Consider the following 16,024-nt stretch of genomic DNA (forward strand, 5'->3'; position numbering starts at 1 on the left):
CGGCGCACGCTTCGATCCGTCTTATTGACGTAATTGCGTGAGCGCGCCGAGGGCCGGCTCGCCGAACACGGTTTCGCACCAGCTGCGCGCCTGCTCGGCGAGCGCGGCGTTCCAGCCGCCGTGCAGCGCGTTGTCGGTGAACTTGGCTGCGAGTTCGGCATGGGACAGCGGCTCGCGCGCTCCACCGCGCATATGCGGCTGACGCACTTCCTCGACTGTGCCGTCATTTAGCGTGGCGCGCAGATGGCCGGTGAAATTGGCCGGGTACTCGTTGTCCGGATCGATCACGTAGCGGATCTTGCCGGCCAGCGCGAGCACCGCCGGGTCGTGGATGCGCGCTTCGGTGAACTGGCCGAAGCCGGCCTTGCGATCGAAGAAACCGACGGCCATGCAGAACGGCGTGCTGAATTTGGCCGCATACGCGGTGGGCGGCCGATGTTTGACGGCCAGCTCTTCCCACAGACGATGCACGGTGCCTTCGCCGACTTCACACACGATGTCGCGGATCTGTTCGGCCTGTACGCCACGCTCGGCGAGCGCGATCGCGCAATCGATAAACGGTTGGGTCATCGTGCCGCACGCATACGGCTTGAACGCGATCGTCTCCATGATCCACGCGGTGCCGAGCGTATCGAGCACCGGCGCAAAATCAGGCGGGCGCGACGGCGCAAATGCCTTGAAGAAACCATGCTTGCCTTCGAGGACGGTGCGCGGGCCGTCAAAGCCGCCGCGCGCCATCAACGCCGCGCGAATGCCGGACTGCGCGGACCAGCCGGCGTGCATCCGTTTCGTCGAGGTGCCTTCGGCCAGATACTCGATGATCCCTGCCGCCATGCTGCCCGCGATGCCGAGCGCCGACGTAGCCTGCTGCGCGTTCAGCCGCAGCGCGGCCGCGACGCCGCCGGCTGCCGCGAGCGCGCCGATCACGGCGGTCGGATGGAAGCCGGCGCTGTGAATCGCGCGCGGCGCGACGAGGCTGAGCCGGCACATCAGTTCGGTGCCGACCGTGATCCCACGCAGCAGCGCAGCGCCACCGAGACCCTCGCGTTCACACGCGGCGAGCACCGCGGGCACGACGACCGCGCCCGAGTGCACCGGGCCGCCCTCGAACGTGTCGTCGTAATCTTCGCCGTGCGCGGCGGTGCCGTTGATGAGCGCGGCGTCGAACGCGCTGAAGCTGCCCGCGTGACCGAGCGCCGTGCAGGCGCCGCCTGCATCGGTGGCGTGCAGCGTCGCGCGGATATAGCTTTCCGAGCGGCCGGCGATGCACAAGCCGGTCACATCGAGCAGCAGCAGACGGGCAATGTCGACGGTCCTGTCAGGCAACGCCGACGTGTTGGTATCGGTAATCCAGGCGCCGAGCTTCTCAGCAACGATTCCGTATCCTTCGGGTTTTGCAACGCTCATACGAGGTGACCACTCCGAGTCGGTGATGAAATGAGGACGCCGTCGTACCGCGCATGCCAAGCCCGGGCTGGCTAGTGCGGATCGTCGGCGAGGGTAGATCGGGTTCTTTTGCGGGCGGCGGAGCCGGCTGCCAGTCCGGGCTCATCGGCGGCATGTGCGCTGATCGCGCGCTGGAAGCCTGCCTGCACATGCTGACGCATGGCGAGCGCAACCGCTTCGGGGTCGCGGCGCGCGAGCGCGGCCAGGATAGCCCGATGTTCGTTGTGCGATGCCTGGGAGCTGCCGGCAATCGAAAAGCCGCGCCGCCGCAGCAGGTGCATGCGGTTCACCACCTGCCGGTAGAACTGCAACATCGTCGCGTTGCCCGACAATTCGACCAGCCGGTCGTGGAACGCAATATTCAGCGTGAAGTAATTGTTCAGCTCGCCGTGGATCGAACTGGCTTCGAGCTGATCGAGCATCGCGTGCAGTTCCTGCAACTGCGCGTCGGTGATCTTCGACGCGAGGCGGCGGCCAGCCATCTCGTCGAGTCCCGCGCGCACCTCGTACAGTTCGGCGGTCTCGGCGTCGGAAATCTCGCGGATATAGACGCCGCGATTCTTTTCCAGCACGACGAGACCCGCTTCCTCGAGCGCGCGAAATGCCTCACGCACCGGACTCCGGCTGATCTGCAGATGCTCGGCGAGGTCCATTTCATTGAGCTTGGCGCCTGCCTCGAACTCGCCAGTTCTGATGCGCCGGAGAATTTCCTCCTGAACGAGGCCGGATAGCGTGACGGAACGAAGCAGTTCAAGCGAAGTAGGAGCGCGGGCCATAAACAGACGTATGTGTTGAAAATCAGCAGTCTACTACGCGGCGGTGCTTTGAAGATTGTCGACAAAATACTGTGGCTGTAGTCAACGCGCAATGCGGGTTTGCGTTTATTTGCGTATTGTCGACAATATGTAGAATCGCAGTGGTGCTTTAGCTGGCGCCTTTCACTCTTTCTCAATTGCCTACGATCCGATGACCCAAGCCGACCGCGTCACCCAAACCCTCGCCCGTTATCTCGTCCACGCGCGTGCCGAGAGCCTGCCGCAAGCCGTTCGCGACCATGCGGTGCGCACCTTCGTCAACTGGATGGGATGTGCGGTCGGCGCATCGCAGCACGAGGCGGTCGAGATCGCGATTGCGGCGCTCGCGCCGTTTGGCGGCCCGCAACAGGCGACGGTGCTCGGCCGCGCGCAGAAAGTCGACGTACTGAACGCCGCGCTCTTCAACGGCATCAGCTCGCATGTCTTCGATTTCGACGACACGCACCTAAAGACAGTGATTCACCCTGCGGGCCCGGTCGCTTCGGCGATTCTCGCGCTCGCCGAATATCGACCGGTCAGCGGCAAGGAGTTTATCCATGCGCTCGCGCTCGGCATCGAAAGCGAATGCCGGATCGGCAATGCGGTCTATCCGGATCACTACGACATCGGCTGGCACATCACCGGGACGGCGGGCGTGTTCGGCGCGGCCGCCGCGGCGGGCAAGCTGCTCGGTCTCGACGAACAACAGATGATCTGGGCGCTCGGTCTGGCGGCCACGCAGCCGGTCGGCCTGCGCGAGATGTTCGGCACGATGACCAAGAGCTTCCATCCGGGGCGCGCCGCGCAGAACGGTCTGCTGTCGGCGTTGCTGGCGGCGCGCGGCTATACGAGCTCCGAGCAGGGCATCGAGGCCAAACGCGGCTGGGCGAACGTGACCAGCACGCATCGCAACTACGCTGAAATCACCGAAGGGCTCGGCGAGCGTCATGAAAGCCTGCTGAATTCGTACAAGCCGTTTGCGTGCGGCATCGTGATTCATCCCGCGATCGACGGCTGCATCCAGCTGCGCAATGAACACGCGCTGAAGGCGGACGCGATCGAGTCGGTGCTGCTGAAGGTTCACCCGCTGGTGCTCGAACTGACCGGCAAGCGTACGCCGCAAACCGGACTCGACGGTAAATTCAGCGTCTATCACTCAGCGGCGGTCGCGATCATCGACGGACGCGCAGGCGAGCACCAGTACAGCAACGCAGCCGTGCACGACGCCGCGACCGTGCGGCTGCGCGACAAGGTGAACGCCGAGATCGATCCGGCGATGCCCGCCGACGCAGTGCACATCACGATCACGCTGACCAACGGCGAGCGCCTCGAAAAGCACGTCGCGCACGCAATCGGCAGCATCGAGCGGCCGATGACCAACGACGATCTGGCCGCCAAGTTCATCGATCTGGTCGAACCGATTCTAGGCGGCGCGCGCGCCGCAACGCTGCTCGACGCGGGATGGCGGACAGAGTCGCTGCAGAACGTTGCGACGCTGGCGGAGCTGGCTCGCCCGGCCGATAACGCGGCATAAGCACGACTGGCAGCAGCGGTGAGGCGCGCGCAGGGCGAGCCGCGCGCGTCACCGTGAGCAGAGCGGGCGACCCCGGGCCGGCGATCCGCCGCCACAGGCTGCCGCTCAGCTTGTCCAGATAGCGCAGATAAGGCTAGCCGCGGTATCGATCCATGCGGCCGAGGGTGGACTCAGGAGCAGTCATGTCGAGTACCGCTGGTGTGGTAAGCGCAGCAGCGCGCCCGTCTCGCGTTTTTATTGCGACATGGGCGGGCTGGATGCTGGACGGCTTTGACAACGCGATCTACATCTACGTGATCGTGCCCGCGCTGACCGAGCTGCTGCCGAAAAGCGGCTTCCCGGCCGATCACGCGCATATCGCGCGGATCGGCGGTCTGATGTTCAGCCTCTTCATGCTGGGCTGGGCATGTTCGATGTTCTGGGGCTGGTGCGCGGACCGCTTCGGCCGCGTACCGACGATGTGCGCGACGATTCTGATCTACTCGATCTTCACAGGCGCTTGCGGACTCGCGCCCGGCATCCTGTCGTTTGCGATTTTCCGTTTCCTCACCGGATTCGGCATTGGCGGTGAATGGGCCGCCGGCGCACCGCTGCTGCAGGAGTCCGTCCCCGAGCATTTGCGTGAGCGTCTCTCCGGGTGGCTGCACACGGGCACGCCGATCGGCTTTCTGCTCGCCTCCGTGGCCGCGCTGGTCGTCCTGCCGCTGGCCGGCTGGCGCGTGCTGTTTTTGATCGGCAGCGCTCCCGCGTTGCTGACGATCTGGCTTCGGCTCGGTGTGCCCGAGTCGCGCCGGTGGCAGGAACAGAAGCGCATCCGGGGATCGCGCGCGCGCGTGCGTGACCTGTTCGCACGCGGCCAGGCGAGGACGACATGGTCGGCCGCGCTGATGATGACGTGCCTGATTTTCGGGCTCTGGTCATCGACGTTCTGGATTCCGACGCTCGTCAATACCTGGCAGCGCACGGGCGGCGCATCGGCGGCCCATGCGCAATATCTCGGCTCGCTAAGCGGACTGATCCTGAGCCTCGGCACCTTGGCCGGATGCGTGCTGATGCCGTGGATCGTGCGCTGGATTCCGCGCCGCAAGTCTGTGGCCGCCGTATTTTTCTCCGGCGCGCTGATCTGCAATATCACCGCGTACCTCGGCGTCGTGGTGCTGCTCAAAAGCCTGCCTCTATTTCTGCTCACGCTGCCGCTATTGGGCTTTTTCACGAGCGGCGTGTTTTCGCTTTTCACGATCTGGCTGCCTGAAATGTTTCCGACGCTCCAGCGCGCGCTCGGCTCCGGCTTCGCGTTCAGCTTTGGCCGCGTGCTCGGTGCGGCGGGGCCGTCGATCGTCGGCGCGCTCGCGGCCGCGTTCGGCTCCTATCCGCTTGCCATCGGCGCGGTTTCGTTGATCTATCTGGCGGGTCTGCTATGCGTGCGCTGGGCGCCGGAAACCGCGAATCGGGCACTGCAGGCATAACCATACGTTTTGCGGACAAATTCGCCGCGTGCTGTGCGCCTGTCGCGCCAGCGCATCGGCGCCAATCGAAGCAAGGAGACAACCATGCAGCAACGTAACCGGCAGAGCACTCCCCGATGAAGTCGATAGCAGACACGTTCCGGGGGACAACCGGCAGGGTTTTTCTGCTGATCTGCGCGATGTATTTCATCGAGTACATCGACCGGGTCAATCTTTCGATCGCGGCGCCGCTGCTGAAGTCGGAGATGCATCTTTCGAATACGCAGCTTGGCCTCGCACTGTCGGCGTTCGGCTATTGCTACGCGATCTTTCAGGTGATCAACGGTTATCTGGGTGACCGGATCGGGCCGCGCCGGATGCTGGCGATCTCGGGCATCCTATGGGCGCTCGGCACGCTGACGACCGGCGTGACCGGCGGGCTGCTGACGCTGGTGATGTCGCGTGCGCTCGTCGGGCTCGGCGAAGCCGGCACGATTCCGAACGCGACCCGGGCGATGACCAACTGGGTGCCGGTCGCGAAGCGCGGTTTCGCGCAGGGCTTCACGCATTCGTCGGCGCGCGCGGCCGCCGCCATCACGCCCCCGCTGATCGTGCTGATGATTCCGCTGCTCGGCTGGCGCGGCGCGTTTATCGCGCTCGGTTGCGCGAGCGCGATCTGGGTGGCTGTCTGGCTGCTGTATTTCCGCGACGATCCACGCAGGCATCCTTCGATTACCGCTGCTGAGATCGATGCGCTACCCGCATATGCCGGGCCGAGCCATCGCACGGCGGTGCCATGGTCGCCGCTGATCCGGCGCATTCTGCCGGTCACGCTGGTGTTCTTCTGTCACGCGTGGACGCTGTGGCTGTATCTGAGCTGGCTACCGAGCTTCTTTGTCGGCGTGTATGGGATCGATCTGAAGAGCACGGCGCTGTTCACGTCGGGCGTGTTTCTCGCGGGCGTGCTCGGCGACACGGCCGGCGGCCTGTTGACCGACGCACTCTACCGGCGCACCGGCAATCTGAATACCGCGCGCCGCAACGTGATCATCATGGGCTTCGGCGGCTCGCTGCTGTTTCTCGCCTGCGTGCTATTCGTGCGCGACCGCACCACGATCGCGTTGTGTCTGGCCGCCGCCCTTTTTTGCCTCGAATCGACAGAAGGCCCGATCTGGGCGGTGCCGATGGACGTCGCACCCGCCTATGCGGGTGTGGCGAGCGGCTTCATCAGCACGGCGGCGGGCATCGCGGCGGTCGTTTCGCCGATCGCGTTCGGCGTGGTCACCGACATGACGGGCAGCTATCGCGTGCCGTTCGTGATGTCGATCGCGCTGCTGCTAGTCGGGATTGTGCTGTCGTTCTGGATTCGTCCTGACCGGCCGCTGCAAGGCAATACGAAATCGAATCTATCAACGAACTCAGTCGAGGTGCATTCATGAACGCGGAAGTCAGCGGGGTCGCTGTCGTCACCGGGGCAGCCCGCAATATCGGTCGCGAAATAGCGTTGCAACTGGCGGCGGCGGGCCATGCGGTGATCGTCAATGCGCGCAGTTCGGCCGCCGAGGCGGACGAGGTCGTTCGTGCAATCGAAGCGGCGGGTGGCCGCGCGGCCGCGCATCTGGCCGACGTCAGTGAACCGGCCGGTGCGCAAAGTCTGATGGACGCCGCGATTCACCATTTCGGGCGCATCGACATTCTCGTCAACAACGCCGCCGTGCGTCGCGAAGTACCGTTCGCGGAACTCGATTTCGCCCGCTGGCGCGAGGTGATGTCGGTGATTCTCGACGGCGCCTATCTTTGCGCACACGCGGCATTGCCGTATCTGCGGCAATCGAAGGCCGGCGCGATCGTCAATATCGGCGGGATGTCGGCTCATGCGGGTTCGGCGGGACGCGCACATGTGATCGCCGCGAAAGCGGGGCTCGTCGGCTTGACGCGCGCGCTCGCGCACGATCTCGGCCCGGACGGCATCACGGTCAATTGCGTCGTACCCGGTTTGATCGCGACGGTGCGCGGCGGCGCGGCCGGGCATGCGACACCCGCCCATCATGCTGAACGCACCACTTTGCTCGGAAGACGCGGCCAGCCCGATGAAGTTGCGAGCCTCGTGCAATTTCTATGTGGTCCGACGGCGCGCTATCTGACCGGGCAGGCCATTCACGCTAATGGCGGTGCTTTTCTGGGCTAGCCGATGCGCCAGCGGTAGCCGGACGATGTCCCCGGCGCTGTCAACCGCATGAAGCTCGACCCGGATGCAGCGGAGCGAATACGAGCGGTTAATAGGAGGACTTCATATGCGGACATGAAAGAAGAAACATCGGTAGTTCCATTCCTGACATTTGATAAATGAATAAAGAGAACTGGTGGAGATGAGGAATGAGGAGGTTTTTCGTTGCAGTTTCAATCCTGGGAGCAGTCGCCGGAACGGCTCATGCACAAAGCTCAGTGACGCTGTACGGTCTTCTTGACGAAGGCCTGCTGTTCAATACGAACGCCAAAACATCGTGAATGGCAAGAACGTCGGCGGCCGGCAATTTTCGGTCGATTCCAACACGGGCACGCTCGGCAGCCGCTGGGGCATCAGGGTCATCGAGGATCTGGGCGGCGGCATGAACGCGGTCGCGGTGCTGGAGTCCGGTATCAACGTCAGTACCGGGCAGTTCGGCCAGGGCGGTACCGAATTCGGCCGGCAGGCGTATGTGGGGATCGGTAGCAACCGCTACGGTCCGGTCATGTTGGGCCGCCAGTACGACAGCATCAACGATTATGTCGGCCGGTACGGTTTCGCCGCTGCGTTCGGCGGGTCCACGACCGAGCATCCGGGCGACATCGACAACGTGAACCACACATATCGCCTCAATAACACGATCAAATATACGAGTGCGAACTTGAGCGGGCTGACATTCGGCGGCACCGCAAGCCTCGGCGGCGTCGCAGGCAACGTTTCGCAATCGAGCGGCTACACGTTCGGCGGCAACTACGCACGCGGTCCGCTCGGCATTGCGGTTGCGTACGTCTTTTTCAAGGATCCGGCCGCGCTGGGATCGATCCTGAACAGCAATGCAAGTGCATCGACATTCGGCTCGCTGAATTCCGGCTATCTGGGCGCGAAGCCGGCGAACTCGTTGCAGATCATCACGACGGGGGGCTCGTACCAGATCGGCAGCGCGTTGATCGGCGCGGTGTATTCGAACACGAAGTACATGAATATCGGCGCGTTCAACGGTGCGAGCGCAACCTTCAACAGTTTCGAGTTGAACGCGATGTATCGCGTGACGCCGGTATTCGCGATCGCGGGCGAATACAACTACACGAAGGGCAATGCGGTGAAGGGCGACATCGGCGACCAGACCTACAACCAGTACTCGCTGCTATTCGACTATACGTTGTCCAAGCGAACCGATCTGTTGCTGCTCGGCACATTCCAGAGTGCTAGCGGCATCAGCTCGACGGGCGCCGCGGCGGTCGCCAATATCGGCAACCTGGGCGACTCGTCGAACGACCATCAGGCGGTGGTGCGCGCCGAGATGCGCCACAAGTTCTAGGCGGACTTCGTTGCTTGCAGGAAGGCGAAGACACTGGCCGGTGTCTTCGCCCGTTACCACTACCCGCAGGCGCCGACCTCGCCACACGCGGTGCAAAAATCGCAGCCGTCCTTGCGAATCACCGCATTCGCGCCGCACGAACCGCATTTTCGTCCAAGCATCGTATGCAGCCCTTGCAGGGTGTCGGGCTGCATCAACGTGTCCGCGTTGACCTCGGGATTCGAACGGATGCCAAAATCGGCCGATAACGCCGTCTCCGTTTTCATCTGCCCGCGCGGCAGACGCGCAAGCATCCGCGACGCCACCTGATTGCCTTCGGCATCGAGAAAACCGCGCCGATAGAGGATCTGCTGGATCGCGAACGCGAGCGCCGCGACTTCCGAATCGTGCCAGCGCGGCGCGCGATGACCGTCGAGCCGCTGGACTTCGCCGAGCCGCACCTGGCCGCGATCCCACGAGACCTTGCGCATGTCCTGCAGATTGCGCGCGACGAAGCCGCCGCGCGCGGCCAGCGACAGCGAGCGCATCGTCGCGGTGATCCACTGTTGCGATTCGTCGCGCTGACCGGTGGGGATGAAGAACTCGATGGGTCGCTCGATCGTCACGTCTTCGCCGCCCAGACGTCCGGTCACCTCGATGAACGACACCGCGACGTACAGCGATTTCTTGCCAGCCTGGGTCAAATACTCGACCTTCTCGATGATCGCCGGCAGTTCGCCTCTCGGCCGATGATCGATGGCGATACGCAGCGGGTCCTGATCCGCGTCGGCGAGGGTGTCGTCGGCCTGCGCCGGCGTGACGCTCAGCACCGCGCCGAGCGTGTCGTTCGGCCGATAGGTGGCGAGACCCTTGAGCCCGGCTTTCCACGCATCGAAATAGAGGCTTTCGAACGCGTCGAACGGATAGTCGGCGGGTACGTTGACGGTCTTCGAGATCGATGTGTCGACGTACGGCTGCACGGCCGCCATCATGTCGAGATGATCGCGCGCCGACATCTGCAGCGCGCTGACGAAATAGTCCGGCAGCCGGTTCACGTCGCCGCCCATCTCGCGATAGAGCCGGTATGCGTAGTCCTCGACGTCGAACGATTCGCGGCCGCCGTCGGCCATCACCTTCATACGCTTGTAGGTCCACGAGAACGCCGGCTCGATGCCGTTCGACGCGTTGTCCGCGAAAGCGAGGCTGACCGTGCCGGTCGGCGCGATCGACAGCAGATGGCTATTGCGGATGCCGTCGCGGCGGATCGCCTGCTGGATGTCGTCGGGCAGCCGCGACGCGAAAGTGCCGGCTTCCAGATAGCGCGCGGCGTCGAATAGCCCGAACGCGCCGCGCTCCTTCGCGAGTTCGACCGACGCGCGATATGCCTCGTCGCGCATCAGCCGCGCGATGCGCACCGCGAAGTCGCGGCCTTCGGGCGAGTTGTAGCGCAGACCGAGCATCACGAGCGTGTCGCCGAGACCGGTGAAGCCGACGCCGATGCGCCGCTTCGCGCGCGACTCGTCGTGCTGCTGCGGCAGCGGCCATAGCGTGACGTCGAGCACGTCGTCGAGAAAACGCACCTGGATGCGCGTGCGCTGCGCGAGCGCGTCCCAGTCGAACGACGGCTTGCGGCCCTGCAACTGCGCGAACGGGTCGATCACGAAGCGCGTCAGATTCAGCGGGCCGAGATTGCAGCAGCCGTATGCGGGCAGCGGCTGCTCGCCGCATGGATTGGTTGCGCGGATCGTTTCGACCGCGCGCAGATTGTTGTCCTCGTTCATCCGCGAGATGAAGACGATGCCGGGCTCGGCGATGTCGTACGTCGAGCGCATGATGCGCTCCCAGATCGCGCGCGCCGGATGCTCGCTATACACCCACAGGCCGTCTTCGCGTTGCTGAACGTCGCCGGCCGCGCGCAGCGCGGGCGACGGCTCGGCGCGATGCACCAGTTGCCACGGTGCGTCTTCGTCGACCGCGCGCATGAATGCGTCGGTGACGCCGACCGATACGTTGAAGTTGTTCCAGCGGCCCCTCGAATGCTTGGCCTCGATGAATTCCAGCAGGTCGGGATGGTCGCAGTCGAGCACGGCCATCTGCGCGCCGCGCCGCGAGCCGGCGCTTTCGACGGTGCGGCACGATGCGTCGAACACGTCCATATAGCTGCACGGCCCCGACGCCGACGAACTCGTCGTGTGAACCCGCGCGCCTTTCGGCCGGATCGCCGAGAAGTTGTAGCCGACGCCGCCGCCGCGGCGCATCGTTTCGGCCGCCTGCAACAGCGCGACGTAGATGCCCGGCAGTCCCTGCTCATCGACGCCCTGAATGGAGTCGCCGACCGGCTGCACGAAACAGTTGATCAGCGTCGCGGCGATGCCGCTGCCTGCCGCGCTCATGATGCGGCCCGCGCCGAGCGCGCCGTGCCGCAGATTGTCGACGAACAGCGCCTCGGCTGATGCGCGCAACTCCGGCGGCTCCGCTTCGGCGACGCCGCGCGCGACGCGCCGGAACACATCGTCGGCCGATTGCTCATCGCCCTTCGCGTATTTCTCAAGCAGCACGTCGAGCGAGAACTGCTGCGGTGCGATCAGCGCGGCGGGCGCAGCGGAGGCACGGGACGAAGCGGGGGAAGCGTCGAAAGCGGAGGAGGGGGAAGCTGCGCGGGGTTGCGGCGTGTCTTCTGCCATGATGGGCCCTCAAGCAGCGCCACGGCGGGCGCGGCGCGGTGGATGGGCGCGGCGCTCCAATGCCGGACGGCACGCCGGGAAGCGGGCCGGCGCTCGAGCGGGCGCAACGGGTCCACCTTAGCGCACGAGGCGAAGGGCGGCAACCGGGGAGCGTGGACGGGGGGCGGCCGGCCGCGCGGCACGCCGGGCGATGCCGGCCAGCGGCATGCCGGCGCGACGGGCGCGCGGGCGGTCAGCAGTCAGTGCGCGGTCGCGGCGGATCCAGGCGGGAGCAGAAGCGGGGATCAGAAGGGAATCCAAGCGGGATCCAAGCGGGATCACAAGCGCAAATCGCGATCGACAACGACGGACCGCAACACACAGCCATCGCGCACACCGACAATTGCGGGAGGGCGGGAGTGGCGCGTGCGTCAAGCGGCTTCGAGAAGCGGTTCGAGGATTTCCGCGCAGATCATCGCGGACGCATTCGACGGCGCCGGGCGTTCCGCCGGCTTGAATACCGCGTCGCCGCGGCGGATCTTGCGGCGCGACACCGCGCAGGTTCCCGACGTATGCGCGGAGCGGCGGCGCCAACGCTGCTCGCCATAGTGACAGCGGCCGGGCTCGACCCAGCGGATTACCAGCGTCGTGTCGGAGCGCTCCAGAATTTCGATGCGTACGCCATTGGTACCGTCGAGTGGGATCGACTCAAGGGTCATCATCATCGGCTCCGTATTGTGAACAGCCGAATTTAGTACCGCGCGCGATGAATAGCCATTGTGCCGGCGTTGAAACAGTGTTCTGCAAACAGCAATAATGCCTCGGCGCACCCGCACTTGACGGAAATGGCGACCGATGGACGCTTTTTATGTGATCTTTTAATAAGGGCTGTTTTTGCAACGCTGTGTTGTCCGCGCTGACACGACGGGCGCGCGCTGCGAAGGGCGCGGGCGCTTCCTTTAAGATGTGTCCAAGGCGAGCCGAATCGCCAGTGTAGCGGGTTAGATTTTTTCAGGTCGGCTCGCGCACACCTTCACGAAGAATCAAGGGTTTATATGATTTCACGCCCTCCGTCTGTTCCTCCCGCCAGTCCCGCAACGCCGCCCGCCGCCGCCGCAGAGGCTGTGGCCAAACAGAAAGCCGCGTCGATCGCACTTTATATCGGGCTCGTGCTGCTCGCGCTGTGGGTGGTGCGCGATTTCATCGTGGTGGCCGCGTGGTCGGGCGTCGCGGCGATCGCGCTGTGGCCGCTCTTGCATAAGGTGGCGCGCAGTCGCTGGTTTAGCGGGCGCCCGACCCTGCTCGCCGCGGTATTCACGCTGTTGATCGCGTTGCTGGTGTTGCTGCCGCTCGGCTTGGGCATCGCGCAGGCTCTGCACGAGGCGCACGAACTCAACGACTGGTTCCGGAGCGTGCAGCAAAACGGCATTGCGATGCCGGGCTTTCTGGAGCGTCTGCCGTTTGGCGGGCAGCAGATCAGCGCATGGTGGCAGGCCAATCTCGCGCAGCCGCTGCGCGACTCGGCCGCGATGAAGGGACTGCACGGCGGCACCGTGATGACGCTCGGCCGTCGTTTCGGCGCGCGCGCCGCGCATGCGGCGATGGTGTTCGCGTTCATGCTGATCACGTTGTTCGTGATTTTTCAGGCGGGGCCGCGTCTATCAGGCGCGTTGCTGCGGGCCGCGCGGCGCGGCTTTGGCGACAACGGCGCCGAGCTGGTGCAGCGCATGGCGATTGCGGTACGCGGCACGGTGTCGGGCCTGATCGTGGTCGGCGCCGGCGAGGGCGCGCTGCTCGGCATCGCCTATTTCGCGACTGGGATGCCGCATGCGGCGCTGCTCGGCCTCGTCACGGCGATCGCCGCGATGCTGCCGTTCTGCGCGCCGATCGTGTTCTGTCTCGCCGCGCTGTGGCTGCTCACGCAGGGTTCGTTGGCTGCGGCGGTCGGGCTGGCGGTGTTCGGCGCTGTCGTCGTGTTTATCGCCGAGCACTTCGTGCGGCCGGTGTTGATCGGCAACTCCACGCGCCTGCCGTTCCTGCTGGTGCTGTTCGGCATCCTCGGCGGCGCGGAGACGTTCGGGTTGATCGGCATTTTCATCGGTCCGGCGCTGATGACCGTGCTGATGGTGCTGTGGACCGATCTCGTGCGGTAGCGCGCCGCGCAGGCAGACCTGCCGTGCGCTTTGCGGCGTCACCCGCCGCGCCGGCCCGATCAGGGCCGCTGATTCGACGGATGATCCTGTGCCGGAGGCTTCACGCAGCCCAGCGTGTATTTCAGCGCGGCGGGCAGCAGCGCGCTCCATACATCCCACGTATGCCCGCCATCGATAACGCGTAGCGCCGCCGGATTGCCCGCCAGCCGCAGGTGCGTGTAGAGCAGCGACGCGTCGGCCTGGATCACGAGGTCGTCGTCGCCGGACGCGATAAACATCGGCACGCGATACGGCCCGCTCATATAGCGATCCCACTGCGCCGGGTAGTTGAGTTCGTGCCACACGCGCGGGTCGAACTGGCGCTCGCCGAACACGCCGACGTGTCGTGCCGCCGACGAGCGCGGCGGCTCGTTCGCGTAGATCGCCGGGCTCAGCAGCAACGCGCCGCAGAACCGTTCCGGCTGGGTTAGCGCGTAGCGCAGCGCGCCGAAGCCGCCCATCGACACGCCGCCGATCATCCGGCCGCCGCGCTGCGTTGCCACCGCATAGCGCGCTTCGGTCTCGGGCAGCAGATCGTCGAAGAACGCGCTTTCCATCTTTTCCTTGCGGTCGACGTACCAGTCGGTGCCGCCTTGCGGCATCACGATCACGACGGGCGGAATCTCCTTGCGCTCGATCAGCGTGTCGGCGGTGGTCTGCAGATGGCCTTGCGTGATCCAGTCGTTCGCGTCGCCGTTATTGCCGTGCAGCAGGTACAGCACCGGCAGGCGAGGGCCGTCTGGCCGATAGGCGTTCGGCAGATAGATCGTGTAGCTCCAGTCGCGGCCGAGTGCGTCCGAATGGAAGCTGCGGCTCACGACCGTGCTCGCGAACGCGGGCGCGCCGGCGATGACGGCGAGCATAACGAGGGCGAATGGGAGGAATCGACGCATGTCAGTGTGGAAGGCCGCCGCGGGGCTTGCGCGCGGCCGTCATGCTATCAGTATTGGCGCCGGAATTGAGTCCGGCCGAGGCGGGCGCGCGGGCCGGAATTGCTGCATTCAAAGTCGGCTAACCAGCGCGAGACGCCCGACGCACGTCAACGCACTTCAACCGCCTCGCATGCTACGACGCGTTGGGCACTCACGACGACGTGCCGAGCCGCGCGTTGACGAAGCGCCCGACGAAGCGTTTGAACGGCTCCACGCCGACTGCCACCGCGAACAATGCGCCGACCGCCGCCGCATCCGCGAGCAGCCCGAGCGGATAGTTCAGATAGCCGTCGGTGGCCGCGTACAGAACCGAGTCGATCACGAGCGAAATGACCGCGCCGGCGATAAAGCACAGCAGCCCCTGACGCCCGATCAGGCCGACCCACGGCAGCCGGCGCGCGATTTTCTTCGCCCAGCCGAGTTCGATCAGATTCGCGGTGAGCCACGCGATCGCGAGAAAGTTGCCCGCGCGCAGATACGACAGATTCTGCTTGAGGCTCGCGGCCAGCGGCGCATGCATGAGAACCAGCTTGTAGTACGCGGCGCTCGCGACCACCGCGAACGCGAGCACGCTGACGAGCCAGCCGAGCCGGTGCGCGCTGATCCGCTGATACACCGGCTGGCAGCGCGCCAGCACGCCAAGCACGAACAGCAGTTGCCACGCGAACGGGTTGAAGTCCCAGTGCATGTCCGGTGCGGCCGGCAGATAGGCGCCGATCGCGGGCGCGCCGGCCCACAGCGCGACGCTGCCCGCGATCAGCAGCCACGGCTTGCTGCGCGCGAGCGGCAGGATCGCCGGCACCAGCAGCGCGAAGAACGCGTACATCGGCAGCACTGACGCGAGATACGGCTGGCGGCGCAGCAGCACGATGTCGCGCAGCGCGGCAAGCGGCGTGTCGAGCAGATCGTCGAGATCGGTGGTGGCCAGATTCGGCCCGTCGATGCTGAGCGCGGTCAGCACCGCGCTGACCAGCAGCATCAGTCCGGCGGTCACGAGAAACGCGCGGTAGATTTCGAACGAGCGCCGCACGAAGCGGCCGCGCGCGATCGTTTCGTTGCGTCGTTCGGCGAGCGCCGCATACGCGGTGGCGGTCGCGAAGCCGCCGAGGAACACGAACACCTCGGCGGCATCGCACAGCGCATACGCATGCAGCGTCGCGCGCGACAGGATGCTGCCGCCGATGTGATCGACAACGATGATCAACAGAACCAGTCCACGAAAAAAGTCGAGTTCGATCAGACGGGAAGAGGATTGTTGCATTGTTCGAGCCAAAGGAAGCCCCGTGTGACGGCGCGCGGATGTCGCGCGGCGGGCGTCTCACATGGGTTTTTTTAAGGGATTGGGTGTAACCACGGGCAGGCGACCCGTGCCGGCATCGCCCACGCCCCGCGTCGCCGCATCAGACCGGCTGTGCAACGCGCGGCATCGACGGGGTGTGAAGATGACCCTTCGCGTGATGCCAGAGTTCCGTTGCATCGCAGCAAAGGCGCGCG

Annotated in this window: 13 protein-coding genes; 7 read left to right on the forward strand and 6 right to left on the reverse strand. The window is 65.2% G+C overall.

Annotated elements, in window-relative coordinates:
- Nucleotides 1–21 precede the first annotated feature (21 nt).
- Together VGH68_RS16315 and VGH68_RS16320 are read right to left on the reverse strand one after the other, a co-directional pair.
- Complete coding sequence (locus VGH68_RS16315; protein WP_331604686.1) at nucleotides 22–1,407, reverse strand: MmgE/PrpD family protein; 1,386 nt, start codon at nucleotides 1,405–1,407, stop codon at nucleotides 22–24.
- 71 nt (nucleotides 1,408–1,478) lie between these two features.
- The gene (locus VGH68_RS16320) at nucleotides 1,479–2,222 is read right to left on the reverse strand and encodes an FCD domain-containing protein (RefSeq protein WP_331604687.1); all 744 of its coding nucleotides are present in this window, start codon (nucleotides 2,220–2,222) and stop codon (nucleotides 1,479–1,481) included.
- A 190-nt stretch (nucleotides 2,223–2,412) separates the two neighbouring features.
- Here VGH68_RS16320 and VGH68_RS16325 point away from each other — a divergent pair, with 190 nt between their 5' ends.
- From VGH68_RS16325 to VGH68_RS16350, 6 genes are all read left to right on the forward strand, one after another.
- Complete coding sequence (locus VGH68_RS16325; protein ID WP_331604688.1) at nucleotides 2,413–3,774, forward strand: MmgE/PrpD family protein; 1,362 nt, start codon at nucleotides 2,413–2,415, stop codon at nucleotides 3,772–3,774.
- A gap of 182 nt (nucleotides 3,775–3,956) precedes the next feature.
- Nucleotides 3,957–5,240 (forward strand): MFS transporter, encoded by a 1,284-nt coding sequence (locus VGH68_RS16330; RefSeq protein ID WP_331604689.1) that lies wholly within the window; start codon nucleotides 3,957–3,959, stop codon nucleotides 5,238–5,240.
- 116 nt (nucleotides 5,241–5,356) lie between these two features.
- A complete protein-coding gene (locus tag VGH68_RS16335; RefSeq protein ID WP_331604690.1) occupies nucleotides 5,357–6,658 on the forward strand; it encodes an MFS transporter in 1,302 nt (433 codons plus the stop codon).
- Nucleotides 6,655–7,407 carry an SDR family NAD(P)-dependent oxidoreductase gene (locus VGH68_RS16340; protein WP_331604691.1) on the forward strand — a complete coding sequence of 251 codons (753 nt, stop codon included), beginning with the start codon at nucleotides 6,655–6,657 and terminating at the stop codon, nucleotides 7,405–7,407. The genes VGH68_RS16335 and VGH68_RS16340 overlap by 4 nt, the downstream gene beginning before the upstream one ends.
- A gap of 188 nt (nucleotides 7,408–7,595) precedes the next feature.
- Nucleotides 7,596–7,727 (forward strand): porin, encoded by a 132-nt coding sequence (locus tag VGH68_RS16345; protein WP_331604692.1) that lies wholly within the window; start codon nucleotides 7,596–7,598, stop codon nucleotides 7,725–7,727.
- Entirely contained in the window at nucleotides 7,724–8,764 is a 1,041-nt protein-coding gene (locus VGH68_RS16350; protein WP_331604693.1) for a porin, read from the forward strand. The genes VGH68_RS16345 and VGH68_RS16350 overlap by 4 nt, the downstream gene beginning before the upstream one ends.
- Before the next feature lie 59 nt (nucleotides 8,765–8,823).
- Here the strand turns inward: VGH68_RS16350 and VGH68_RS16355 are convergent, their stop codons facing one another.
- Both VGH68_RS16355 and VGH68_RS16360 read right to left on the reverse strand, forming a co-directional pair.
- Nucleotides 8,824–11,427: an adenosylcobalamin-dependent ribonucleoside-diphosphate reductase gene (locus VGH68_RS16355; RefSeq protein WP_331604694.1), complete on the reverse strand. Its 2,604-nt coding sequence runs from the start codon at nucleotides 11,425–11,427 to the stop codon at nucleotides 8,824–8,826.
- A gap of 410 nt (nucleotides 11,428–11,837) precedes the next feature.
- The gene (locus VGH68_RS16360) at nucleotides 11,838–12,125 is read right to left on the reverse strand and encodes a DUF3331 domain-containing protein (RefSeq protein ID WP_233835320.1); all 288 of its coding nucleotides are present in this window, start codon (nucleotides 12,123–12,125) and stop codon (nucleotides 11,838–11,840) included.
- A gap of 336 nt (nucleotides 12,126–12,461) precedes the next feature.
- Here VGH68_RS16360 and VGH68_RS16365 point away from each other — a divergent pair, with 336 nt between their 5' ends.
- Complete coding sequence (locus tag VGH68_RS16365; protein WP_331604695.1) at nucleotides 12,462–13,559, forward strand: AI-2E family transporter; 1,098 nt, start codon at nucleotides 12,462–12,464, stop codon at nucleotides 13,557–13,559.
- A 59-nt stretch (nucleotides 13,560–13,618) separates the two neighbouring features.
- Here VGH68_RS16365 and VGH68_RS16370 read toward each other — a convergent pair whose 3' ends face one another.
- Both VGH68_RS16370 and VGH68_RS16375 read right to left on the reverse strand, forming a co-directional pair.
- Nucleotides 13,619–14,491, reverse strand: coding sequence for an alpha/beta hydrolase (locus VGH68_RS16370; protein WP_331604696.1), 873 nt, complete (start codon nucleotides 14,489–14,491; stop codon nucleotides 13,619–13,621).
- A 190-nt stretch (nucleotides 14,492–14,681) separates the two neighbouring features.
- Nucleotides 14,682–15,791, reverse strand: a complete 1,110-nt coding sequence (locus VGH68_RS16375; protein WP_331604697.1) for an OpgC domain-containing protein — start codon at nucleotides 15,789–15,791, stop codon at nucleotides 14,682–14,684.
- Nucleotides 15,792–16,024: the final 233 nt, after the last annotated feature.

The sequence above is a fragment of the Paraburkholderia sp. genome (assembly GCF_036488505.1).
GTDB lineage: Bacteria > Pseudomonadota > Gammaproteobacteria > Burkholderiales > Burkholderiaceae > Paraburkholderia.